The organism is Providencia sp. PROV141 (assembly GCF_028481645.1).
Classification (GTDB): domain Bacteria; phylum Pseudomonadota; class Gammaproteobacteria; order Enterobacterales; family Enterobacteriaceae; genus Providencia; species Providencia rettgeri.
In genome coordinates this window covers 23,759-48,499 of sequence record NZ_JAMPPR010000024.1, presented here as the reverse complement: position 1 = coordinate 48,499, position 24,741 = coordinate 23,759, and the positions used below count along the sequence as shown (strand labels likewise).

The following is a 24,741-nucleotide window of genomic DNA, read 5'->3' as shown; positions in this document are numbered from 1 at the left end:
AAATAGCCTATCTATCATTAAGTTATAAAATTACCGTCAACTTGAGCCGTCCATAAAAAACTTATTTATCTATTTGATATAGAACAATTAAATTCTTATTTAAACAATAAGTTATGCCTTACTATTAAAAACCAAACTAAAGCACCATTAACTGACTATTCTTTTGTTTCACTAAATCCATTTCCGCTACCCAGCTTTTTCTTTTTATGATTATTATCAGAAGTACTTTTATAGGTAGTATTGGCATTTTCTAGGCTATACCGCTCAATTAATTCTTGTAGTACTTGCTTAATAACCTTACTTTTACGTAACCCCAAGGGCGCTAAAACAGCCTCTTCGTGTTGCTGTGCAGCAATAAGTAAACCATCAACCAATGACATTCCACTTGATGTCACACTAACAAGTGTTATGCGCTTATCACTGCCATTATAGTTACTGTGGCGAACCACGTGCCCCTGCTGCTCTAATCGTTGTAGTACACGAGTAATTGTAGGTTGTTTACTCACCGTTTTTTGTGCAAGTTCGGTGATCCCCATCGAGCCATTTCCTGCCAGTGTGGATAACACTCTCCACTCTAATACTGACAAACCTTTTTCTTCAACAATGGCATGAAACTCGGATGAAACCAACATCCAAGCCTGCCCCAACAGGGCAGGCAAATAGTTATCAACAAAAATCTTTGAGTTTGCCATTCGCTCCCCTTGATAAATTCTTGAATTATTGCGTTTGGTTACAACTCCTCAAGAGTAACAGAAGCCGGCTATAATTCAGCTAAAACTTTCCACTTAACAATGAACCAAACCCATCAACGCGCGTTTCTAAACCCAGCTTTTTTAACATCATATAGGTAGTCGCCACTGAAGAAGACAATACGGGTAAACCAACTCTGTCTTCAATTAGCTGTATCGAAGGTAGTGAAGGCATTTGCACACAGGCAGACGCCACAATTGCATCTACTTGAGTATTGAGTTTTTTAGTAATTTCCACTGGTGCTAATGGATTTTGCCGCCCTACGTCTAAATTATCGGGGATTTCCAGTGAAATACTGTCTACCACCTCAATGCCTTCACTTTCAATATAATCAATCACAAGCTGTGTCAGCGGTTTCATATATGGCGTCAGGATCGACACCCGTTTGGCGCCTATTGCATGTAATCCATCCACTAACGCCCCTGCACTCGTCACCACTGGCGCTGGATGGCCGTTATCTACCGTGCGTTGGAATAAGCGTTTTTCGGACACTCGATGATAACCCTTACCCATGCTCATAATGGCTACTAAGCAAGCATACCCCAGCACATCAACCGCGGCATCTGATAATTCAATAGCGCAGCGGTCACTATCAGAGTCCATTTTTGCCAACTCCTCTTTGGTCACTTTTTGCATACGCATACGGCTTGAATGGAAAGTGAAGCGTTCCGCAAACAGGGCTTCTCTTACCCGTAATATGGACGGAATTTCGGTTTCCATCGTCGTATTTGACGATGGGACAATCTGCCCGATACGATATGTACGTGCTAAACTCATGACTCGTTCTCCCCAAATGACTCAGCTGATTCTGGAAATACGTTTAACGCCTCAGTATCTTGCCCATCACCGTGAAAATGTGCGGCGGTTAATGGCCGACGGTTTACCTGTAAATCAAAGATATCAAAACGATTATAATTCCCTGTAATATCATGCATTTGCCGTGGTTGAATGCAGCGATTTAAATTAATTTCACCGTAAACGATACCTTCTTCGTCAATCAATGGTTCGCCGACAACACGCCCATCAGGCCCGATAATTCCAGAAAAAGCACTATTTGGCCGAGCCAGTAGCTCCCGTGCTTCTGGGTGAGTTTCAGACATTGCATCAATAATCTCTTCTGACACCGTCGAACAGGAAACTATCGTGAAAACTTTGCCTTCGAAACAGTGGGCTGAAGCGCGCAGACGGATCGCCTCTGCCATGTCATAGTCTTTCGGCGCAACGGGTAAGGCGATATAACTCGCAATATGGACTAACTCACCCTGTGCCAATAAAGCAAAACGAGCCAGTGTATTGGTGTTTTCCCCACAAGCTAAGGCGCCGAGAGGCCCAATACTGGTTTGGTGCACTTTTAATGAGGACGCATCTCCATTTGCCCACGTCAGTTTTTCCGCCCATGTTGGAACTAATTTGCGATGGCGCCCTAAAATTTTTCCTTCATCTGAAATAGTCACTAACGTGTTATATAACGTAGCAATTCCATTCGGATTGCGTTCATTCACCCCTATCACAACATTGATGTGATGACGTGCCGCCGCTTGAGCGATTTTTTGGATTTCAGGCCCTGGGACTTCAATGGCAGATTTGCACAGTTTTTCAAACCATGGGCTGCCGTCTATCGGGTTCATCACCCAGCTCCAATAGGGATAACCAGAAACAAACACCTCTGGAAACGCGACCAATTTCGCCCCGTTGTCTGCCGCTTCTTCAATTAAACGACAAACTTTATCTACCGTAGCATGGGTATCGAGAAACACGGGAGCAGCCTGTACTGCAGCCGCTTTAAATGTCTGCAAATTCAGCATATTTCCCCCTTAAACGGCAACAACTGGATGACGCAATTCACCAATGCTCTCGACATATGCCTCAATGACATCTCCCGGCCAGACCCATTCTTGTGGCGTTCTACCTGCCCCCACACCCTCTGGAGTACCTGTCGCAATGATGTCACCTGGTTCTAATGTGATCCCTTGGCTAATATCTTCAATCAATGCATTTATATTAAATAGCATATGACGTGTATTTGAGGATTGTTTGGTTACCCCATTCACTTTTAAGCTTAAATCTAGGGAATGAGGGTCCGGTATTTCATCAGCAGTGACAATGCAAGGCCCAAATGGCGCATAAGTATCTTGCCCTTTAGAGTAAATCCACTGCCCCGCACGACGGCAATCACGTGCGCTCATATCAATCATCAAGCTGTAGCCAAACACATAATTAAGCGCATCTTTTGCCGTAACACTTTTCGCACGCGTGCCGATAATCACTGCCAATTCAACTTCCCAGTCTAATTGTTGGGTAATTTTGGCGTTATGTTCAATAGCATCCCCCGGTCCAATCACTGTAGTTGGTGGCTTAGAAAAAATAACCGGTTGCTTTGGAAGATCTTTTGAAGTGTCTAATGTACGGCTGGATTCCGCCACGTGCTCAACATAATTCAAACCAATACCAAAAATATTTTTACGTGGACGAGGGATTGGAGCCAAAATTTTCACGTTTTGCACCGGCCAAGCAGTTCCAGCAGGAAATTGCCCCTGATAAGAATTTAAGAGTTCAGTTCCAACACGTACGCCTTGTGAGCCTAAATCGATAAAATCCAACATATTGTCAGGCAAGTATAGCCCTTGCTCTTGGGCAAGAAGAGCTAAATCCACTACTTGATGGTTAACAATTGCTCCTAAACGAGCTGCTGCGGTTACATCAGAACGATAAGTTATTAAGCGCATTTTCTTTCTCCTTGAATGAGGTGTCTCACTCACTTCTTCACGTAAATTGGAATAATAAAATGTTTAAATTAATTAATAATAAATATGGTATTCACCTAGCTAATGACTTTTTGGTTCCCATCATTTTCAACTAGAGCTTCTTCATAATAGAGCCCCAAAGATTGCATTACGGGTAAGTCATTAAAGCAAAACAGACATGCATCATCGGTTTGTGAGGTATTCACATGTTCATGGAACATCCATGATGGCACACAGAAAATATCCCGCTCTTGCCAATCAAAACGCTGGCCGTTAATCACCGAATACCCTTGCCCTTTGGCTACTTGATAAATAAAGCTACCCGTATGACGATGAGCTTTACCCACAAAGCCCGGACGTAGTAATTGCATACTTGCCCCAATAGTTGGCATCACCGGCCCACCAGTGAGAGGGTTGGTATAGCGCATTAAAACGTCATCAAATACTGAGCCATCCGCAGCCTTGGCTGCACGGCATAGAGCCTCGTAAGTTGGCCCCCATTGGTATTTAAATAATGGCGAATAAGGTTTATCCCAACCGATATCATGAGGGCGTAATGCCGTTCCCCCCCACATGCCAACTGGGTAGTCGATAGGGCGTGTTTGTACTTGGTGCAAATCAGGATGCACTTTGTAAAAACCAGCTTCCATGGCATTGACTAACGGGATATCAAGTCCATCTTGCCAGATACAAGGTAAGCCATCTTCCGCAACACCGTGCTCATGCCATGTTCCATTTGGCGTCAGTACAAAGTCGTTGGCTTCTAGCATCATTTTCTGCCCTTCGACAATGGTGTATGCCCCACGCCCTTCCATAATAAAACGCAATGCTGAAGACGAATGAGCATGTGCCGAAGCAGCTTCTCCTGGGTGCATTACTTGCAAACCTGAGTACAGCCAACCGACTGCAGCAGCCACATCTTGGCGGCCGGGGTTATTTAAATAAATTACGCGGCGTCCCGCTTTTTCTGGTGTCACCAATTCGACTGAACGTAACACATGCTCACGTAGGTCACGGTAGCGCCACAACACCGGAACTGAACTTGATTTGGGCTGCCACGGTTCAATCTTGTTTGCTACCGTCCATAGTGCGCCTGTCTTCAACGCATCCAATTCTTGGTAATACGCCACTAGTTCAGGGGTATCTGCCACATCGGCACGACCTGCCACATTTTCTCGATATTGGTCATGGGAGCGTGTATTCATGCTGTTTTCCTCTTGGTTTACCAAAGCCTTTAACGCGACTTCAAGGATTGAACGAGTTGCTGGCGCCCATACTCATACGGTGCCGGCCAACAAGTTTCCCACCCATAACGCGCACATTCATGTAAGACCCATGCAGAGTCAGAAAGTAATGGTCGAGATAAAGCGCACAAATCTGCCCGTCCAGCGGCAATAATGCTGTTCACTTGGTCTGCGTCAGTAATCGCACCGACGGCAATAACGGGTATTCCAGCCTCATTACGAATACGGTCTGCCATTGGTGTTTGATACATCCGACCATAGATTGGTTGCTGTTGTGGTGATACCTCACCTGAAGAGCAATCAATCATATCCACTCCCACTTGCTTCATTGCACGGCCAATTTCCACTGCATCATCGACCGTCGTTCCACCGTCCACCCAGTCCGTCGTTGAAATACGCACACACAACGGCTTTGACCACACTTGGCGTACAGCATGAATGACAGCTAATGGGAAACGTAAGCGGTTTTCTAATGTTCCACCGTAGTTATCTGTACGCTGATTGGTTAATGGAGAAATAAAGCTCGACAGTAAATAACCCTGTCCTGCTTGCAGTTCAAGCCAGTCAAAACCGGCCTCTTCGGCACGTTTTGCTGCGGCAACAAATTGGCTTACCACCACTGTCATTTGCGCCTCGGATAATTCCACCGGAGTTTGTGAAATATTCGCTAAATAAGGCAACGCTGAAGCAGAAACTAACGGCCAGTTATCCGCATCCAGTGGGTGATTTTCTTTTTCCCACCCTCGCTGAGTTGAACCACGGCGTCCTGCATGACCTAATTGAATCCCAATTTTGGCTTCCGTTTTTTGATGAACAAAATCAGTCACCCGCTGCCATGCGGCGACTTGCTCGTCACTCCAAATACCAACACAGCCTTTTGTCACTCGAGCTTCGGGGGTAATAGCTGTCATTTCAGTCATGACTAATCCCACTCCGCCTAATGCACGACTCCCCAAATGTACCAAGTGAAAATCATCGGGTACGCCCTGATTAGCGCAATACAATAGTGTCGGTGATGCAACCACTCGGTTATTAAGCGTGACACCCCGCACGTGATAAGGCGTCAGCATAGGCGGTACTTTTGCCTTTGAAGTCACACCCGTTTGTGCTGCAAACCACTGCTCGTAATTTTCCAACCATGCAGCATCCCGCACTCGCAAGTTTTCATGGGATATACGCTGTGAACGCGTTAAGAGGGAATAAGCAAATTGCTCTGGTGCTAAGTTTTCATAGCGACAGACATTTTCGAACCACTCTGTCGAATTACGTGCTGCATTCTGAATTTTCAGCACTTCGACACTACGCACCGTCTGGTAATGCGCCAGCCCTTTACGTAAATCACCTTCTGCGGTTTTCAAGCTTTCACACAGCTCAATAGCATCTTCTAATGCTAACTTGGTTCCCGAGCCTATCGAAAAATGGGCCGTATGAGCTGCATCGCCCATCAAGACTACTGGAACATCTTTCCCCTGTGTTGGCTGTGTCCAATGCACCCAATTTTCACAGATGACGCGAGGGAAACGGATCCAAATTGCGGCACCACGTAAATGAGCAGCATTAGCAATCAGTTTTTCACCATCAAGCCACGGTGCAAATAGCTTTTCACAATAAGCGATGCCATCCTCTTGAGACATTTGGTCAATACCCGCTTTAAGCCAAGTTTCTTCCGTCGTTTCAACAATAAAAGTCGATAACCCCTCTTGAAATTGGTAGGCATGCACTTGGAACCAACCGTGCTCATTTTCGGCAAATAAGAAGGTAAAAGCGTCAAAAATTTTCTTTGTGCCCAACCAAACAAAACGGCAACGACGTGGGTCAATATCAGGTTTAAACACGTTTTCGTAACGCGTACGTACCGCACTATTAATACCGTCAGATGCAATGAGCAAATCGGCTTGGTATTCACGAGCAATCGCTTGATCATCTGTGACTTGGGTTTCAAACACCAACTCCACACCCAGTTCCAAGCAACGGTCTTGTAAAATATTGAGTAACTTTTTGCGCCCAATACCAATAAAACCATGGCCACCACTGCGATTACATACACCTTTAAAATGCACATCGATATCATCCCAGTGACTAAATTCTGCAGAAATAGTTTCTGCAGAAACAGGGTCAGCTTGGCGTAAATTAGTGAGTGTGGCATCAGAAAATACCACTCCCCAGCCAAAAGTGTCATAGGGACGATTACGCTCCACCACCACAACACGGTTTTGCGGGTTCTGCAGTTTCATCAGCAACCCGAAATAAAGCCCTGCGGGACCACCGCCAATACACACGATATTCATGGAATTTCTCCTTTACTTACACAGGTTGCTGAGCGGTTAATGCCTGATACAGGGCATCGGGAATGGGGATTGCTTGATGCGTTTCTAATGATGTTGTGACATAGGTTTGCGTCACTTGCATACGCAATACGTTATCAATACCAACACAGCGTTGATGTAACGTCAGAGACTTGCGGCCAATACGTTGGACATGCAGTTCTAGCATCACGTTATCCCCCATTTTACTAATGGCTTTGAACTCTGCTTCTAGGTGTACCGTCGGCAATCCAAAGCGTTGCTCCATGATGTAACCAGCAAAACCTTGAGGAACTAATTCATCAACCCAACGTTCAAGTAAATTATTAAACATCACGAAATACTGGGGATAGAACACGATTCCAGCGGGGTCACACTCCGAAAAGTGGATTTTGTGTGGCTTAGTAAATGTCAGTAAACTCATGATGTTGTCCTTAATTCATTGCTAAACGTTGACGGCATTTTTCTAACTCTTTACCGTGTTCATCAGCTAACGCAGCCTCGCGTAACTCCCGTAAATTAATGGGTGTTAATTTGCTTCCTTGCTGCACAACGATATCCATTAATATTTGGAAATTACGCAATCCTCTTGCATGAGTGTCGCTATAGCCCTTAACAACCCGTTGGCACTGAGTAATTTCTGTTGCTAGAGCAGGGTTAGCTTTCGCTGCTTCAATCACAGTGGCGAGCCATTTTTCAATACGTTGCGTTTCTAGTTGATAGCGTAATGTCGAACGCCGGCCTTTTCGCCATGCCGCTAATACATACAACTGTAAAAAACCAAATAAAGAACTGGTAGTGATAGTGCGCCCTTTTTCGGTCATTTTGCGAAGCGCTTTGTGTAACCAATGTGGGCGCATTAACCAGCGCCCCAAATTTTTGGGAAGCGTTTCGCAAATCTCTTCAATTCTTGGATGCATAAATTCATTGATATCCAATAATTGGCTATCTTTTGCCTGTACTTCATTACGAACGCGAGCAAAGCGGCTATCACGAATTTTAAGGTCAGCAACTCGAATGGTGTCTTCATAGGACATCCACAGTGCTAAGTGGCGTGCAAGTGCTCGTTGCAAACGTTCATCTTGTCCACCCTCTTGCGCAAAGAGGTTATTGAGGCGTTCTAAATACAAAGAGGCATATGCAGGATCTTGGTAATCAATAAGTCGGCGAACCCCTTCAGTGACGAGATACTGCGCATGAGGAGAAAATTCGTGTTGGATACGCGCTAATAGCTGCGATACTTGTTTATTTTTTGGTGAATATACGATGCTTTTTGTTGATTCAGATTGGTACGCATCTTCAGGTTTCGCGGCTTTTTCGGCTCCTAATGTAAAAGCTCGCAAACTTGGCTTTACACCAACACCACCGCGGACAATCGTTTCTTCGAATTGTGCACGGCTAAATGGCAAAACACCGGAGCCAAACAATGCACCAAATAAAACAGCGCTAATCACACTGCCACTTTCTTGTGCCGCTTGCGCCATATCAAAATGAATAAACTGGCGTGCGGATGCCGCAGCATGACGAACCAGTGCTTGGCTATCGACTCGCCCATCACCCATGGCTGATTTTTCAGCAATGGAGTAAACCCGATGTGTCGAGCTAATTAATGTTGTCCGCTCTGGGGTAACAAAACCACGCTGTACCGCTCTGCCCGCTTCCATTAACTCAGAAGCCAATACAACATCTACATCACCAGGCATGGGCATCAGAGCTAACACAGGTGAAGGTGTTTGAGGGTTGTCAGCCCCAGGGAAGAGTTCTACATAATAAATTGTTGCCCCTGTGCGCTGTGCCACACCAGGAACTGAAGTTGTTTGGGCAAAATAGCCGTTTTCTTCACCTAGGTTAACAACCCAGTCAGCAAGCACCCCACCACCTTCACCACCCATGGCTAGAATGGCAATTTTAATCGGCTGTAATGCAACTTTTGTCGATGGTAATGCAGTTGATAACGAATTCATGCATCCCCCTTAAAAACTAAATTGTTCACGTCGACGTGCATCACGACGCTGTAAATAACCAATAAACCAACTACGAACACGGTGACGTAATTTGTCCCAACTATTCGGGTTAGTAATAATTTGAGCCTTAAAGAAAGAAGGGCACAAAACAGCAGCGTGAGAGACTTCGCCACATAACCCACAGCCGACACAGCTATCCATCACTGTTGCAACTGGGTCTGTTCTTAGTGGGTCTTGACTTGGTTTAATGGATAAAGACGGACAACCAGACAAACGAATACAAGAGTGGTCTCCCGTGCAGGTGTCAGGATCGACCCCGAAACGCTCACGTACCACCCGTTTACCGGCAGCAACATCACTGCGTACTTTTTTCTTTTCGCGGCGTTGTTTGTTTAACATGCATTCGCTTTGTGCAATCAGAACTTTTGGACCTTGCTCATCGGTTGTTAGGGCTTCACGTAGCGTATTGGTCATGGCTTTTAAGTCATAGGTGTGTTTAATGGTTTTCACCCAATTGACCCCAACCCCTTTTACTGCTTTTTCAATTTCATGGCCGGTGCTGCGAGTTGGGTTCAGCGCTGTCGACGAGAGAATATCTTGCCCTCCCGTTGCAGACGTATAGTTGTTATCAATAACAATTGTTAAATTATCACTACGATTAAAAACACTGTTGGCAATACCACTGGTTAAACCGTTATGCCAAAAGCCGCCATCACCCATCACTGAAATTGCACGCTTCCCTGCTTTTGCATTCAAGGCCGCAGCACCTGCGCCACCTAACCCATATCCCATGGTGGTGTTACCTAAATTAAATGGCGGTAAGATAGAAAATAGATGACAGCCGATATCGGCACTGACATGGTGTTCGCCTAATTCACGCTCCACTAATTTCATCGCAGTGAAAATAGGTCTTTCAGGGCAACCTGTGCAAAACCCTGGTGGGCGAGCATGGACAGATTCTTCTAATGTCGGCTCTGCCGCATTGACGTACTCAGGTAAGGATTCATCAGGCTGTTGAGTGGCAATATTAATCGTTGGGATACGAATTTGTTTTGCAGCCGCTTTAACTTGTGGCGCTATCTTTCCATAACATTCAAAGAATGAGCGTAAGCCCGCAAGTACTGTCGCAGTATTATATTCTCCCGCCATTGGCAACATATCCTTACCATGGAGAGCAATATCAATCTTGCGTTGACGTAAAATATTCGCCACATTTTGCTCGACAAAATTTGGCTGCCCCTCTTCCAAGATTAAAATCGCTTTTTTATGGCGACAAAAACGTTCAAATTCATCATCAATCAATGGATAAGCTACATTCATCACATATAAGGGAATTTGGCTATTACCAAATACATCGGCTAATCCAAGCTGATTTAATGCGCGGATCAATGTGTTGTAACAACCGCCTTGTAGTGCAATTCCAACATCATCCGAGTCCTCGGAAAAAAACTCATTTAACTCATGTTGTTGAATAAATTTAACTGCTGCGGGCCAGCGAGCTTCTATTTTTTCTTTTTCATGTAAGAAACTAGCGGGAGGTAATACAATGCGACTGACATCTCGGGTTGGGTTCTCGAGTGCATCCTTGACGGTAAATTTTGGATGTTGGTTATCCGCACAAACAAATTGCCCATGAACATGACAAGAACGAATACGCATTTGTAACATAACAGGTGTATTACTGGCTTCAGAGAGCTCAAAGCCATCTTTCACTGCTTGAACGATGGACGGCAAGTTGGGACGAGGGTCAAGCAGCCACATCTGCGATTTCATCGCAAAAGCATGGCTACGCTCTTGCATAATAGAAGAACCTTCACCATAGTCTTCACCAACAATAATTAAAGCCCCCCCTAACACCCCACCAGACGCTAAGTTAGCTAAGGCATCAGACGCGACATTGGTTCCTACAGTGGCTTTAAACGTCACGGCGCCACGCAGTGGATAATTTACAGAGGCTGCCAAAGTTGCCGCTGCAGTTGCTTCGCTTGCGCTATTTTCAAAACGAATACCATATTCGGATAAAATATCTTGCGCATCAGCAAGCACATCCATCAAATGGGAGATGGGAGCACCTTGGTATCCAGCAACATAAGATACGCCTGACTCTAATAACGCTTTTGTGACAGCAAGGATCCCTTCTCCGCTAAAGGTTTCACCTTGCCCCTGCCGTAATTTTTGAACTTCTTGTACAAACGATCGCTCAGCCATTTTAACCTCACCAATCAACATCAGAACGTTTTTATCTTTTTTGTGTTTCTTATTTGTATATCTTTTGTTAATTAAAGGTCAATCCATGATTAATCATGTAAATTAGATTTATGCAGAGAGTGGATAAGGCTTGCAGACAGGGGACAAATAGTGAATTAAAACAACCAGAAAATTCGTTTTCTTTCTAAATAACTTAACAAAAATAACCCAATAAAAATAAATAAAAAATACTGAAAAGTATGAATCAAAAGGAAATAGATCTCACAAAAACAAATGAATCAGGAAAATAAATCACCATAAATAAATTACTTAGAATATTAATCTAATCAAATAAGAAGTAGATGGGTAAATATAGAATACAACATGAAAAATCATGTATATTTTGCTATTGAAAAATAAAAATAACTTTATTTTTTATATTGTTATCGATATCACAATAATCACATAGTTTCTATTTTCTTGCAGTTTTCGGATAGTTTCTGCATGTTTTTATCTAGGTAAGAAAATATGTTTATGTTATGTTCAACTCACAGTTAGTTACGAAATAATTAATAAAATGTTAACAAAAGTAGAGGGAATCCATTTGACTTAAATAGAAGTCATTCCTTCCTCAGGTAATAAGCCATCAAAAATATAATAATTAATTGAATTCATTGAGAAAAACATATAATAAGCAATATTAGTCAGACCCACTTTTGGTTATTCTATAAAGTAGGGTTGGCAAATCATTTTGGAGGTACCTCCGATGTTGAGCAACTCATGGTCCCATTCATCTGCACCTCAGATTGAAAACCAACTCTGTTCTTCAGAGCGTTTATTATTTACCTCAGCAGATCCTGAAGAGATTAAATCGATGGTTGGCCGAGTCATGAAGCCACATCAATTTAACTTACTTAATCCGCATCAACGTCTTGACGCTCGTATGCACTACATCCCAATGGGGGACATTTCTCTTAGTCGCTTGCGCTATGGTGCAGACGTTTCTATTGCACCGGGGCAATTACAAGATTTTTTTCTAGTGCAAATGCCTCTATCAGGTACAGCAATCATCGAAAGTGGCGGAAAATGTATTGAATCAACACCGCAAATGGCGTCACTCCTCAGCCCCGAAGAATCAACAACAATGCGTTGGAATAGCGATAACGATCAATTCATGTTACGTATTTCACGGTCTTTACTTGAAAGATCGCTAGTGGGTCAGCTGGGACATATTCTCGATAAGCCCCTAGTCTTTGAATTAGGATTTGCTTGGCAGTCCTGCATTGCGTGGCGTACTTTAATGAATTACCTCATTGAATGTGCAACCCGTACACCCGATCTTTTGCAACATAAACTGATCACAACACAGGTCGAACAATTAGTTTCTGTCACACTTCTTTCAACCCAAGGCCATAATTATACCGAAGATTCAGGCATGCGAAGAGCAACAATCCGCCCCCGGCACGTACGTCGAGTACAAGAATATTTAGAAGCGCATGCCCATGAGCCAATCACCGTTGAGCAGCTTGCACACATCGCAGGGGTCAGCTTACGTAGCTTATATGCTGGTTTTAAAGAGTTTTTAGATATCAGCCCCATGCAATATTTGCGCGATTTAAGAATGGAACGTGTTCGAGCAGAACTCCTTTCAGGAGAAGCCACAAGCGTCACAGGGGTCGCTTTACGTTGGGGTTTTGCTCATATGGGGCGTTTCAGCGCGGAATATAAACAACGTTATGGTGAGACCCCAAGCCAAAGCATGAAAAAAGCCTAAATTCTCAACAATATCTTTCTTACAAATAGCCCCATATTGTTATGTAAAGGCAATATGGGGTTTTTAATATGCAAATATGTTTTAAAAAGGTATCGATGCTTTCAAATAAATTTGGGAGCCTTCCGGTCGGTTTCTGACTTCAAAATCCTTTTCCCATTTAGCAGTAAATAACCATCCTTGCGGGTTTGCATAGCGAATTGAAGGGCCAATGGAATAAGCTCGAGCTTTCCCTTGTGCTGAATTTGGCCCACTGTCATCTGTCGTTTGCCAAAATGCATAGCCCCCAATTCCTGCCACCCAACCATTACCAAACCCCCAACCTAGGGCGTAATCCGCATGAAAAGCTTGGCCTGAGCGTGTTTTAGTCTCGTTATTACGAAAGTTAAAGTCATACATCATTTTCAAGTCAGCATTAACACCAACTGGGGGAATATAGCTAATTGCCCATACTGGCTGCAGTGCCCAGTAATTCTTACCTAAGCTTGAGGGATCCGTTTTGCTGTATTTACCCGTAGGCGCATATGCATCTAACCCAAACACATAGTGTAAATCGGCTGAAGGGTGAAACCCTAATGCAGGACCAAATGTAATATCACCAAGGCCGCGACTGGTATCTTTCTTACCAGCGGCTTTCGCAGTGACATCTAATAATGGCACTATCGTATGAAAAGCGAGGTCACCACCAAAGACTTTTTGGTCTGTCACCCAAATCAGTCGAGGCGCTAATACGTTCACATTAACGCTAAACCCCGGAACTGGGATTTTATCCCCTTTATTATCGCGAATACTGTCGTAATGCGCATTTCCACCATACATCAGTACATGAACCCCTTGCGGCGGCAATGCACCTGACATAAAGTTTTCTAGCCCATCAGGGTATACCCCTAAACCGCCGCCTTCGGTGGCAATCGTACCAAACGATAGTACGCAGAGACAAGAACCTGCTACAAGCTTACCGATTATTGTTTTTTTCATCATGTTTCCTGCCATAGTGGATTGTTTTACTGTGTGTGCTTTGCCTGTTATGTCGCAAATCCCTTGCGGATTTATTATGTCCTGCGTTTGACTGCCAATTTTTGGGCAACAAGGTAACCTGAGCCACCACCAAGACCGGGACCAGGATGTGTTGAAGCACCGATATGAAAAAGATTTTTGACTGCGGTTTGATGTGTCTTTGTTTGGCCCGTCGCAGAAAAAGGTCGCAACCAGAAGAATTGATCGGGAGAACATGTCCCTGAATAAGGATCTCCGCCGACAAGGTTACAGTTATAGTTTTCCAAATCTGCCGGAGAAATGGCTTTGCGGCCAACAATAAGCGAAGAAAAGCCGGGCATAACAAGTTCCAAACGTTGCTGAATTCGGTCAGCAACAGCTTCTCGCACTTGCTCATTCCAACACCCATCATCTGGTATTGAAATTTCACCAGCAGAATCCCCTTTTAAAACTCGGGGAAGCTCCTGCATTTGGATCCATAAGATCCACCCTCCGTCAGGAGCTCGACTGGGATCAAGCGTGGTGGGCTGGCCAATACCAAATGTCGGTTTATCCGGTAAGTAGCCATTGTTTGCCTGCGTTACCGACAAACACACTTGTTCCATGCTTTCGGTGAAATGGACCAGTGGTACATTTAGCAATTCAGGGTTACACCACGGAGGAGGTGCGCTTAAAGCAAAATGAATTTGCATCCCCGCCCGTCCATAGCGGTAGCCTCTAGCTTTTTGTCTTACTTGAGAGGAAACGTTATCGAGCAATGAGCCATATAACTGCGTTGGGGTGACGTTACAAACCACACTTTCAGACGCAGTGACGATTTGCCCATTCACTTTCACTCCTGTAGCTCGTTGGTTTTTTCCCTCGCCGACAGTGATAATTTTTTCAACATGCATACCCGTTTTTAGTTGACCACCGTGTGCTTCAATAACCTGCGCAAAAGACTCCACAATGCGAGCACTACCGCCTTTCACTACAGGCATTCCCCCTGCGACCACAGCTGCAAAGGTTAATTTTCCAATTAATGCAGAGCTGGCTTCGTCTGGCCCCAGTCCAGTATGCAATACCCACGGTGCCATCAAAGCTCGACTAAAATCATGTTGTAATTCACGTTCTGACCAACGGCGAAAGCTTTCTATTCCCGCTTTTGCAAAATCAAGCAAGCCATCAACCCCACGTTTTCGCCATTCTGAAAATAATAATTTCAACATGTTAGCACTGTAGGGATTTTGCCCTAATAGGCCAAACGTCAGTGCTGCGTCTTGCGTAAACAGTTGTTCAGCCATATTACGAAATGCTAAGCCGTCCCCGGGAGCCAATTGGTCAAGTTGTTTCGCCGCTTGGCCGATATCCCGCTTCAGTGCTATCGACTGGCCATCCGGTTGCACTAAACCCGTTGAATAATCACACTGAGCAAACTCTAATCCATACTGTTTTAAATAGGGTTCTAATTCTTGGTATCCTGGGCTGCCAACAAATAAGGAGTACCAGCAAGAAAGTAGGTCGTGGGTATAGCCCTCAAATAAATTTTCAGTGCGGATACAGCCCCCTAAGCGGTCATTTCGCTCAAGAACCAAGACGGACTTTCCACGTACCGCCAACAAGGCGGCACACATCAATGAGTTCAGTCCACTGCCCACGATAATCACTTGAGGGGTCGAATTTGTCGTCATACCTCACCCCACAAGTGCGAGTACACGTAGCGGGCTACCTGAACCCCCTTCAATTTTAAGTGGCGCAGCAACTATCACGATGCCTGTTGCAGGCAGTTTGTCGAGATTCGTCAAGCATTGCAGACCATATTTATTATTGCCATGCATTAAAGTGTGACAGGGATAAGGTACTGGCCAACTGTATGATTGACCCGCATCTGTATTAATGGTTTCAACACCAAACCCTTTGACATCACGCTGATGAATTAACCACTCTACCGCTTCTTGAGATGGCCCTGGAGTGTGTGCACCATCTTCTCGCATACTTACATAAGCAGCTGGGTCATTCGCCTTTTTCGACCAATCCGTTCTAAAAAGCACCCAAGCCCCTTTAGGTATTTTGCCATGTGTTTCTTCCCACTTTTGTAAAAACTCCACAGTTAACACCCAATCTGAGTTTTGAGCGACTTCTTTACTGGCATCCACCACGACCGCTGGTGCTACAAAATTTTCCACAGGAATAGTATCAACGGTGTTATTGACTTGGTCTTTACCACTAATCCAATGAATTGGCGCATCAAAATGCGTGCCAGTATGTTCTCCACAGCTAAAATTATTCCAATACCATGCTGGGCCGTTATCATCGTAGCGAGAAATTTGTTCCATGCTAAATGACCATACTTGTCCAAATTGTTCTGGCAGTTGCAGTGCAGGAAATGATGGAGACAAGGTTTGTGTCAGGTCAATAACTTGAATATTTCCTTGCTGCAATTGTGTAGCAAATGCCATTAATGTTTGCTGGTTCATAGTCTCTCCCGCGCTCAAGGCGCTTCATGTAGGGCAGTAAAGCTACCGCCATGGAACACTAACGGCTTACCCGTTTGACTACCGATACGGCGAACATGCCCCACCATCAATAAATGGTCACCAATCGTGTCTTGCTTATGGTTTTCGCACACCAATGTGGCAATAGCGCCATGCAAGGCAGGAACACCTTCTGGTGTCAGGTGAATCGACACATCTGCAAATTTGTTTTCAATGCGCGGGTTCGCAAAACGCATCGCAAGCTCTTGGTGACCATGCCCTAAAATATTGATAGTAAAGTGAGAACAATCACGAAAGACCGCTAAATTGGGTGAGTGATTTACTAAGCTCCATAGCACTAAAGGTGGATCAAGTGATAACGAAGCAAATGAGTTGATAGTCAACCCAACATCACGCCCATCTGCAGTTCGAGTGGTCACAATCGCCACGCCTGTTGGGTAGCATCCCAGCAGGTTGCGCAATATTTTTGATTCAAACTCAGTTTGGCCCCATTCGCTATCACACATGGCTATATCCTCTGCAACCATAGACATATTGATATCTCCCCCATTAAGCTCTGGCTTCTTCAATCATTTGTGATTGAATATAAGCCTCACAGGCAGCTCCATCTTTCCACCAAGGGAATAATATTGGTGGATAATTAAAGGCATTCGCGATGGTGTGTGCGAGGGATGGCAGCTGCTGGGCTGCACCCAATAGATGTAAAATATGCGGCTCAGGTGGAGCGAGTAAAGAATTGGTCCATTCCACAACATGGCGACCATATTTCCAGAACTGCTCAAATGTGTCATTCATCCACTCGGCAGTGTAGGGCTTGTCACCACGGGCTAAGATTGCGTCATAGTAAACTTTGCAGGCTTTGGTCGCGTTATTTGATCCTTGGCCAGTCAGTGGATCATTGGTGACTAGTGCATCTCCTAAACCAAACACAATGTTACCTGATGGCAAAGTTAACACCGGTTTTCGCACTGTTGGTGCAAATCTTCCTGCTAAGATGCCATTATCATCTGTTAGTTCAACGTTGTGACAACGTTCAGCTTCCCAAGGTAAATAGGTATTGAGAATTTTTTTACTGTAAGCCAAATGTTCCTGTGGAGTACGCGCTTCATTCCATTGATCCATCGGCCCACCGGGGATCCCCTCAAACACCATAATGTGGCAATCACCGCTATTCGTCAGTGATGGGAAGACGAAATACTCCCCTACACCAGGGATCAAATTGAAAGACACTTGTGAAAATTCTGGGGTTGGTAACATGCCATGCACGTAAGTCAGTGCTAAGGCACGTTGTGGCTTGTCATAAGGTGAGCGGGTCGTATCGCGCTCAAGCAATTTCACAATTTCCCCTTTCCCGCCAGCCAACACGACTAAGTCGTGCGTTTGCGCTAAGCGTTCCAGTTCTGCGATACCAACATCTTCAATGCGTAAATTCCCCCCACGAGCAGCGAATAATTCCATCCAGTAAGGCATTTTGATACGTTGGTCGACAGCTTGGGCGTAATTATCGAGACGCGAGCGCCAAGAAATCACTTTTTCCCCTGCTTTTTCGGGATGAGGAACAGTAAAACCAATGCCTTCAACTGGCGGACACTTTTCTTCCCAAAAATTGATCCCTAAATCACGCTCAAATTGCAGTGAAATATCGAACATGCACTGACTCGACATCACGCGGCCATTTTTAACATCATCTGGTGTGCGGTTGGTGGCAACCGTGACTTCATAGCCTTTATCAAGTAGACCTAAAGCCAATGGCATACCCGCTTGACCACCACCTACAATAGCGATACGGCGCATAGTATTTTCCTTTGAAAAATAGTGAGAATGGTGTCTTACTGTGCAAGACGAGGGATTGCGGGCTTAGCTTGTTCAGGCCCCATAGCGGAGTAACCGCCATCAACAGCATAATCAGCACCAGTAACAAAACTGGCCAAGTCAGAAAGTAGGAACGCGACAACCTGAGCGACTTCTTCTGGGTCACCAACGCGTTTTAATAAATGGTAGTCAGCAGCGACACGGTCAGTTTTTTGGCGGTCACCTCCAGTGATTTCATCCATTACTCGAGACCAAGTCCAGCCAGGAGATACCGAATTGACACGAATACCCTCACCCGCATAATCCATTGCTTGGCTGCGAGTTACCTCCAACATGGTGGCTTTAGATGCGGGGTAGAGCCAGCGGCCTGTTTGCGCGACAGAAGAGGAAATACTGGTGAAATTGACGATGGCACCTTTGCCCGATTTTACAAAGTGTACTTTTGCAAACTGTGCGGCCATCACCGCACTTACCACATTTATGTTCAATGCAGTGAGCCAATCCTGCCTTGAGGATAACTGGCCTTCATCGAGATAAGTGGCAGCCAGATTAACTAAAAAATCGAGTTGCCCATATTTTTGTGCAACACGGTCAATGCCTTGTTTAAGCTGTTGATCGTCAGTGATATCGACAGAGAGAAAATCAATATTGGGCTCACTTTGAGCCACCTTTTCACCATTCACAGAATCAATATCAAAAATCGTGACTTTTACACCGTAATCACTCAATACTTTCGCGACGGTTGCACCAATTTTGGTCGCCCCACCGGTAACAATGGCAATTTTATTATTCAAACCTTTCATCTTAGGCACCCTCTTTCTCTCCCCATTCAATTACAATGAGTTTACAAAAAATTAACATGACGAATAGTTACGCAAATATGCTGAAAAGCGGTAGCCGAAGGGCGCAAAAAATATCCATTCTGTGCGGTAATTTAAATAGTAAGGTAATGATATAACTAGGTAAATAGCCACTTTTGGCAGTGGCTATCCAAATAATGAAAAGTATGGCTAATCGCAGAAATTAATGAAACTGCTTATGGACGTTCTAAAATACGGGCGCCGGGGCCTTTCCGGCCAAGCACATCATCAGGGTTACGCAATGGACAATCACTTAATGATAAGCAACCGCAACCAATACAGTTATCCAATTCATTACGTAAACGCGTCAATTGCCGAATACGCTTATCTAAAGATTTACGCCATTGTGTCGACATCTCCTGCCATTGTTCTGAAGTCAGCGCACTATTTGCAGGAAAACGCCCTAGTGCATCTTGAATTTCATGTAATGGGATCCCTGTACTTTGCGCGACTTTAATAATGGCAATATAACGCAGTACAACAGAGTGAAATCGTCGCTGATTCCCTTGAGTTCGAGTACTTTGAATGAGTCCCTTTGATTCATAAAAATGGACTGTAGAAACAGGTACTCCTGAGCGTTTTGCCACTTCGCCCACCGTTAGTGCCCGCGTAAAATCAATTTTTTTCCCCTCGCTTTTCTGAGGTTTTATCGTTTTTGTGTCTTTGTCCGCCATTTTATCTCACCTTTGCTTGACCTCAACTTAACTTAAGGTTTTATAGTGCCACCCTGCTAGTTTGTCAATTGAGGTTACTTTTTAAAAGGGGATAGGTTTATGCCATCGGTGATTACCAAAATGTTAGAAAGCAATAGCTTATGGATTATTGCTCGCTTACTCATCTTGGTTTTATTTATTTCATCTGGTTTAGCCAAAGTTTTTGATTATGAAAATAGTCTGGCCGAAATGCGCGCCGCAGGTCTGCACCCAGATTGGTTTTTCAACATTGCTTCTGCCGCTGTCATGTTAGTTGGCTCTGCTCTTGTGCTATTTAATCGTCTTTTATGGCTTGGAACTGGGGCGCTAGCCGTGTTTTTGTTCCTCACAATTGTGGTTGTCCACACCTTTTGGAGCTACACGGGAGAACAGGCTCAAATCGCGATGTTTTGGGCAATTGAACATATCGCTGTTATTGGGGGCTTAATTGCTATCGCCATTGCAGGGCATTTTCGAGGTCTTTATTTCGCGTTAAAAGCGCAGAAATAGAAGGAAAATTTAATGAATAAAAAAACAATAATGACACTTTGTTCCGTTTTAATCGCTGTTGGGGCGGGTAGCGCGATTTATTCGACCTATGCCCAAAATGAGGAAGACGAACAAGCAGCTTACCAATATCCACCCGTAAAAGTGGCATTGGCTCCTGTTAGCTTAGATACCGCGCCTCGCACCTTTTACGGCGTGGGTGAGTTAGAAGCTGGCAGCCAAGTGTTAGTCGCGGCAGAAACCAATGGCCGTATTACGAAAATTGCATTTGAATCTGGCCAACAAGTCAAAAAAGGCCAATTATTAGTGCAGCTCAATGATGCCGTTGAACAAGCGGATTTATCACGTTACCAAGCACAGTTGCGAAATGCGGCTCGCTTATACGAAAGAACCCGTTCATTATCTGCGCAACATTTAGTGGCAGAGGCTCAAGTGGATAGCACACGTGCTGAACGTGATATTGCCCAAGGCCTAATCCGTCAAACCCAAGCATTAATTGCACAAAAAACGATCCGAGCGCCATTCGACGGAACGATAGGTATTCGCCAAGTCCATGAAGGTCAATATTTAAACCCCGGCGAAGCTATTGCCAGCTTGGTGGATACCCAAACCTTAAAGCTCAATTTCTCTTTAGATGAACAGGCCTCACCGGAACTGCATCAAGGGCAAATTGTTGATATTACGGTTGATGCTTATCCCAATAAAACATTTCCAGCTCGTATTACTGCCATTGATCCACTCATTGGTAAATCACGCACTATCGCCCTGCAAGCCACACTGGAAAATAGTGATGGCACCTTAAAAGCAGGGATGTACGCCAACGTGAATGTGGTACGCCAAGCCAGTAATGAGGTCATTACGATCCCAGAAACCGCAGTCACTTATACCGCCTATGGCGATACTGTGTTTATTACGCAAGGTGAAGGGGATGCGATGACTGTTAAGCGAGTGTCCGTAAAAACGGGGCAACGTTGGGATGGCAAAATTGAAATAGAGCACGGCTTAAGTGCTAACGATAAAGTCGTCACTTCTGGGCAATTACGCTTAAACGACGGCTCCGCTATCACTCCAGTTGCCCAAGATACATTGTCTGAATCTGTCGCTAACACAGCTCAAGGTTCATAAGGAAGGCGCAATGAAATTTACTGATATTTTTGTTCGCCGACCGGTTCTGGCTCTCGTGGTCAGTGCGTTGATTGTATTAATTGGTTTATTTGCACTGAGTAAGTTGCCTATCCGCCAATATCCACAGCTTGAAAGCTCGACGATCACCATTACTACGCAATACCCTGGTGCATCGGCTAAATTGATGCAAGGCTTTGTGACGCAACCCATTGCCCAAGCCGTTTCCTCTGTAGAAGGCGTCGACTATTTGTCTTCTTCTTCTGTGCAAGGAAGCAGCCTTGTCACCGTACGAATGGAACTTAACCGAGACTCCACTCAAGCCCTTGCGCAAGTAATGGCGAAGGTGAACCAAGTTCGTTATAAATTACCTAAAGAAGCTTATGACCCTGTGATTGAGCTTTCCTCTGGGGAATCCACTGCGGTTGCTTATATCGGTTTTTCCAGTACCAATCTATCCATTCCAGCCCTAACAGATTACATTTCTCGCGTCATTGAGCCAATGTATTCCTCAATTGACGGTGTCGCCAAAGTTCAAGTCTTTGGAGGGCAACAGTTGGCGATGCGTTTATGGCTTGATGCCGATAAATTAGCAGGTCGAGGCCTAACCGCGGCCGATGTTGCGCAAGCGGTTCGCCAAAACAACTACCAAGCGGCTCCCGGCAAAGTCAAAGGTGAGTTCGTAATTTCCAATGTTTATGTTAATACCGACCTCACGAATGTCGATGAGTTTCGTGATTTAGTGATCCGCAACGACGGTAATGGATTAGTACGTTTAAAAGATGTGGGAACCATCGAATTAGGCGCTGCTTCCACAGAAACCAGTGGTTTAATGAATGGTGAGCCTGCGATTTATCTTGGGTTGTTTGCCACCCCAACGGGTAACCCACTGGTAATCGTTGATGGCATGAATCAATTAATGACAGACATCACCAAAACATTGCCACCCGGTGTCAAAGTGGAAATGGCATTTGAAACTTCGCGCTTTATTAAAGCGTCTATTGACCAAGTTATTAGCACATTAATTGAAGCTCTCTTGATTGTTATTGTTGTTATTTACCTCTGTTTAGGGTCAATTCGCAGCGTAATCATCCCAATCTTAGCTATTCCACTATCAATGTTAGGTGCAGCCGCACTAATGATGGCATTTGGCTTTAGTATTAACTTACTAACGTTACTGGCCATGGTATTAGCGATTGGTCTGGTTGTCGATGACGCTATCGTGGTCGTCGAAAACGTCCATCGCCATATTGAAGAAGGGAAATCACCGGTTTTAGCGGCTTTAATTGGAGCTCGTGAAGTAGCAGGGCCAGTTATCGCAATGACAATCACCTTGGCAGCAGTTTATGCACCAATCGGGCTCATGTCGGGTTTAACAGGGGCTTTATTTAAAGAATTCGCACTCACCTTGGCCGGTGCAGTAATTGTTTCCGGTATTGTGGCGTTAACCCTTTCCCCTGTGATGAGCTCTTTTATGTTGAACTCAAAACAGAATGAAGGGCGTATGGCGCGTATGGCAGAAACCTTCTTTTCTACCTTAGCCCATTACTATACCATTGTATTGAATTTCTCTTTGAAAAACCGTTGGTTAACAGGTGTTATTGCCATTAGTGTCTTCATTAGCTTACCACTGCTTTATCAATCTGCCCCTCGTGAATTGGCCCCTGTGGAAGACCAATCCAGCGTATTAACGGCAATCAAATCTCCTCAACACGCTAACCTCGAGTATGTAGAACGCTTTTCGCGTAAGTTACATGATGTTTTCATGGAATTACCGGAAACAGAAAGTACTTGGATTATTAACGGGACCGATGGCCCTTCCGCCAGCTTTGGGGGAACTAACTTAACGTCATGGGAACAGCGTGATCGCGCTGCATCTGAGATCCAAGGGGACTTACAAGGGCGTGTCGGTGATGTTGAGGGGAACAGTATTTTCGTTTTCCAATTACCCGCTTTACCGGGTTCAACGGGGGGCTTACCAATCCAAATGGTTCTCAGAAGCCCGCAGGATTATTCCGTACTCTATAAAACCATGGAAGAGATCAAGCAGCAAGCACGTGAAAGCGGCCTATTTATGGTGGTAGATAGTGACCTTGACTATAACAATCCTGTAGTAGAAGTCCGTATTAACCGTTCAAAAGCAAATAGCTTAGGCATTCGCATGCAAGATATCGGCGAATCACTGACCTTATTAGTGGGAGAAAACTATATTAACCGCTTTGGGATGGATGGCCGCTCCTATGATGTGATCCCTCAAAGTATTCGTAGCCAACGCTTAACACCGGAAGCCCTTTCACGCCATTATGTGAAATCGGAAGCGGGGACGATGATCCCACTGTCAACGGTGGTCGATATCAATACCCAAGTTGAACCGAATAAACTCACGCAATTTAATCAGCAGAATGCAGCAATTTTCCAAGCAATACCCGCCCCTGGGGTCACATTAGGCCAAGCTGTTGCCTACTTAGATAATATTGCCAATGAGCTACCTGCCGGTTTTAGCCATGACTGGCAATCCGATTCGCGCCAATATAAACAAGAAGGAAACACCCTCGCCTTTGCCTTTATGGCGGCGCTCATCATTATTTACTTAGTCTTAGCGGCACAATATGAAAGTTTAGTCGACCCATTGATTATCTTGATTACTGTTCCACTTTCAATTTGTGGTGCGTTAATTCCATTAGCACTTGGCTATGCGACATTGAATATTTACACCCAAATCGGCTTAGTCACATTGATTGGTTTAATCAGTAAACACGGAATATTGATGGTTGAGTTTGCCAATGAATTACAAGCCAATGAAGGGCTAGATAGACGGCATGCCATTCTCAAAGCAGCACAGATTCGTTTACGCCCAATATTAATGACAACTGCGGCAATGGTGATTGGTTTAGTTCCGCTGCTATTCGCCACTGGAGCCGGCGCCAATAGCCGCTTTGGTTTAGGTTTAGTGATCGTCACCGGTATGTTAGTTGGTACATTATTTACCCTGTTTGTTTTACCAACCATGTATACCTTATTAGCCCGTAATCACAGTGCAACCGCACTTACACCAAGGCGCTATGAGCTTGCCGAAGCGAATCGCCTAATCAAAGAAACTGAGGAGACGTCCCAATGAGAAATACGTTAGCTAGCCGTCATCAACGTAACAACCGTACAGTCAACGAAGTGGAAGTGAATGCGATGAGCAATAGCATGGCAATGCTATTAATTTATCATGGTCTCCCTGCTGGCCTGGAAAAATCCCATTCCACCTCGCCCCCGAATATCTTAGGTAAGCCTACCCGCTAATGTAAATAGCCGCCAAATTATTTA

The 24,741-nt window shown here is 44.7% G+C and carries 21 protein-coding genes; 5 read left to right on the top strand and 16 right to left on the bottom strand.

Annotation, left to right across the window (positions count from 1 at the left end; translation table 11 throughout):
- Nucleotides 1–155 precede the first annotated feature (155 nt).
- The 9 genes from PSF09_RS16245 to PSF09_RS16205 form a co-directional block, all read right to left on the bottom strand.
- Complete coding sequence (locus PSF09_RS16245) at nt 156–692, bottom strand: MarR family winged helix-turn-helix transcriptional regulator (protein ID WP_272666257.1); 537 nt, start codon at nt 690–692, stop codon at nt 156–158.
- 79 nt (nt 693–771) lie between these two features.
- Entirely contained in the window at nt 772–1,527 is a 756-nt protein-coding gene (locus PSF09_RS16240; RefSeq protein WP_272684167.1) for a maleate cis-trans isomerase family protein, read from the bottom strand.
- Complete coding sequence (locus tag PSF09_RS16235) at nt 1,524–2,555, bottom strand: carbon-nitrogen hydrolase family protein (RefSeq protein ID WP_272684166.1); 1,032 nt, start codon at nt 2,553–2,555, stop codon at nt 1,524–1,526. The genes PSF09_RS16240 and PSF09_RS16235 overlap by 4 nt, the downstream gene beginning before the upstream one ends.
- 9 nt (nt 2,556–2,564) lie before the next feature.
- Complete coding sequence (locus PSF09_RS16230) at nt 2,565–3,476, bottom strand: fumarylacetoacetate hydrolase family protein (protein WP_272684165.1); 912 nt, start codon at nt 3,474–3,476, stop codon at nt 2,565–2,567.
- Nucleotides 3,477–3,571: 95 nt separating this feature from the next.
- Nucleotides 3,572–4,699 (bottom strand): cupin domain-containing protein, encoded by a 1,128-nt coding sequence (locus PSF09_RS16225; RefSeq protein WP_272684164.1) that lies wholly within the window; start codon nt 4,697–4,699, stop codon nt 3,572–3,574.
- A gap of 29 nt (nt 4,700–4,728) precedes the next feature.
- Nucleotides 4,729–7,026, bottom strand: coding sequence for a bifunctional salicylyl-CoA 5-hydroxylase/oxidoreductase (locus PSF09_RS16220; protein WP_210840023.1), 2,298 nt, complete (start codon nt 7,024–7,026; stop codon nt 4,729–4,731).
- Nucleotides 7,027–7,042: 16 nt separating this feature from the next.
- On the bottom strand, nt 7,043–7,465 hold the full coding sequence (locus tag PSF09_RS16215) for an acyl-CoA thioesterase (protein ID WP_272666261.1): 423 nt from the start codon (nt 7,463–7,465) through the stop codon (nt 7,043–7,045).
- A gap of 10 nt (nt 7,466–7,475) precedes the next feature.
- Nucleotides 7,476–9,005, bottom strand: coding sequence for an indolepyruvate oxidoreductase subunit beta family protein (locus PSF09_RS16210; RefSeq protein ID WP_272666262.1), 1,530 nt, complete (start codon nt 9,003–9,005; stop codon nt 7,476–7,478).
- Nucleotides 9,006–9,014: 9 nt separating this feature from the next.
- Complete coding sequence (locus PSF09_RS16205; RefSeq protein ID WP_272666263.1) at nt 9,015–11,213, bottom strand: indolepyruvate ferredoxin oxidoreductase subunit alpha; 2,199 nt, start codon at nt 11,211–11,213, stop codon at nt 9,015–9,017.
- A 745-nt stretch (nt 11,214–11,958) separates the two neighbouring features.
- Between PSF09_RS16205 and PSF09_RS16200 the strand changes: the two genes are divergently transcribed.
- Nucleotides 11,959–12,966: an AraC family transcriptional regulator gene (locus tag PSF09_RS16200; protein ID WP_272666264.1), complete on the top strand. Its 1,008-nt coding sequence runs from the start codon at nt 11,959–11,961 to the stop codon at nt 12,964–12,966.
- Nucleotides 12,967–13,047: 81 nt separating this feature from the next.
- On the opposite strand, the gene PSF09_RS16195 is transcribed toward PSF09_RS16200, so the two are convergent.
- The 7 genes from PSF09_RS16195 to soxR form a co-directional block, all read right to left on the bottom strand.
- Nucleotides 13,048–13,941, bottom strand: a complete 894-nt coding sequence (locus tag PSF09_RS16195) for a SphA family protein (protein WP_272684163.1) — start codon at nt 13,939–13,941, stop codon at nt 13,048–13,050.
- A gap of 74 nt (nt 13,942–14,015) precedes the next feature.
- Nucleotides 14,016–15,629 (bottom strand): phytoene desaturase family protein, encoded by a 1,614-nt coding sequence (locus PSF09_RS16190; RefSeq protein ID WP_272684162.1) that lies wholly within the window; start codon nt 15,627–15,629, stop codon nt 14,016–14,018.
- 3 nt (nt 15,630–15,632) lie between these two features.
- Entirely contained in the window at nt 15,633–16,415 is a 783-nt protein-coding gene (locus PSF09_RS16185) for a cyclase family protein (protein ID WP_272666267.1), read from the bottom strand.
- A 14-nt stretch (nt 16,416–16,429) separates the two neighbouring features.
- Nucleotides 16,430–16,966, bottom strand: a complete 537-nt coding sequence (locus PSF09_RS16180) for a flavin reductase family protein (RefSeq protein ID WP_247605438.1) — start codon at nt 16,964–16,966, stop codon at nt 16,430–16,432.
- 16 nt (nt 16,967–16,982) lie between these two features.
- Nucleotides 16,983–18,227: a styrene monooxygenase/indole monooxygenase family protein gene (locus tag PSF09_RS16175; RefSeq protein WP_272666268.1), complete on the bottom strand. Its 1,245-nt coding sequence runs from the start codon at nt 18,225–18,227 to the stop codon at nt 16,983–16,985.
- A gap of 35 nt (nt 18,228–18,262) precedes the next feature.
- Entirely contained in the window at nt 18,263–19,048 is a 786-nt protein-coding gene (locus tag PSF09_RS16170) for an SDR family oxidoreductase (RefSeq protein WP_272666269.1), read from the bottom strand.
- 233 nt (nt 19,049–19,281) lie between these two features.
- Nucleotides 19,282–19,779 (bottom strand): redox-sensitive transcriptional activator SoxR, encoded by a 498-nt coding sequence (soxR, locus tag PSF09_RS16165; protein WP_272666270.1) that lies wholly within the window; start codon nt 19,777–19,779, stop codon nt 19,282–19,284.
- 99 nt (nt 19,780–19,878) lie between these two features.
- On the opposite strand from soxR, the gene PSF09_RS16160 reads away from it, so the two are divergent.
- The 4 genes from PSF09_RS16160 to PSF09_RS16145 are packed head-to-tail and all read left to right on the top strand — an operon-like array spanning nt 19,879 to nt 24,717.
- Nucleotides 19,879–20,307 carry a DoxX family protein gene (locus tag PSF09_RS16160; protein WP_210839543.1) on the top strand — a complete coding sequence of 143 codons (429 nt, stop codon included), beginning with the start codon at nt 19,879–19,881 and terminating at the stop codon, nt 20,305–20,307.
- A gap of 12 nt (nt 20,308–20,319) precedes the next feature.
- Nucleotides 20,320–21,429 (top strand): efflux RND transporter periplasmic adaptor subunit, encoded by a 1,110-nt coding sequence (locus tag PSF09_RS16155; RefSeq protein ID WP_272666272.1) that lies wholly within the window; start codon nt 20,320–20,322, stop codon nt 21,427–21,429.
- A 10-nt stretch (nt 21,430–21,439) separates the two neighbouring features.
- Entirely contained in the window at nt 21,440–24,544 is a 3,105-nt protein-coding gene (locus PSF09_RS16150) for a MexW/MexI family multidrug efflux RND transporter permease subunit (RefSeq protein WP_272666273.1), read from the top strand.
- Entirely contained in the window at nt 24,541–24,717 is a 177-nt protein-coding gene (locus PSF09_RS16145; protein ID WP_272684161.1) for a hypothetical protein, read from the top strand. Before PSF09_RS16150 ends, PSF09_RS16145 begins: the two co-directional genes overlap by 4 nt.
- The last annotated feature ends 24 nt before the right edge of the window (nt 24,718–24,741 follow it).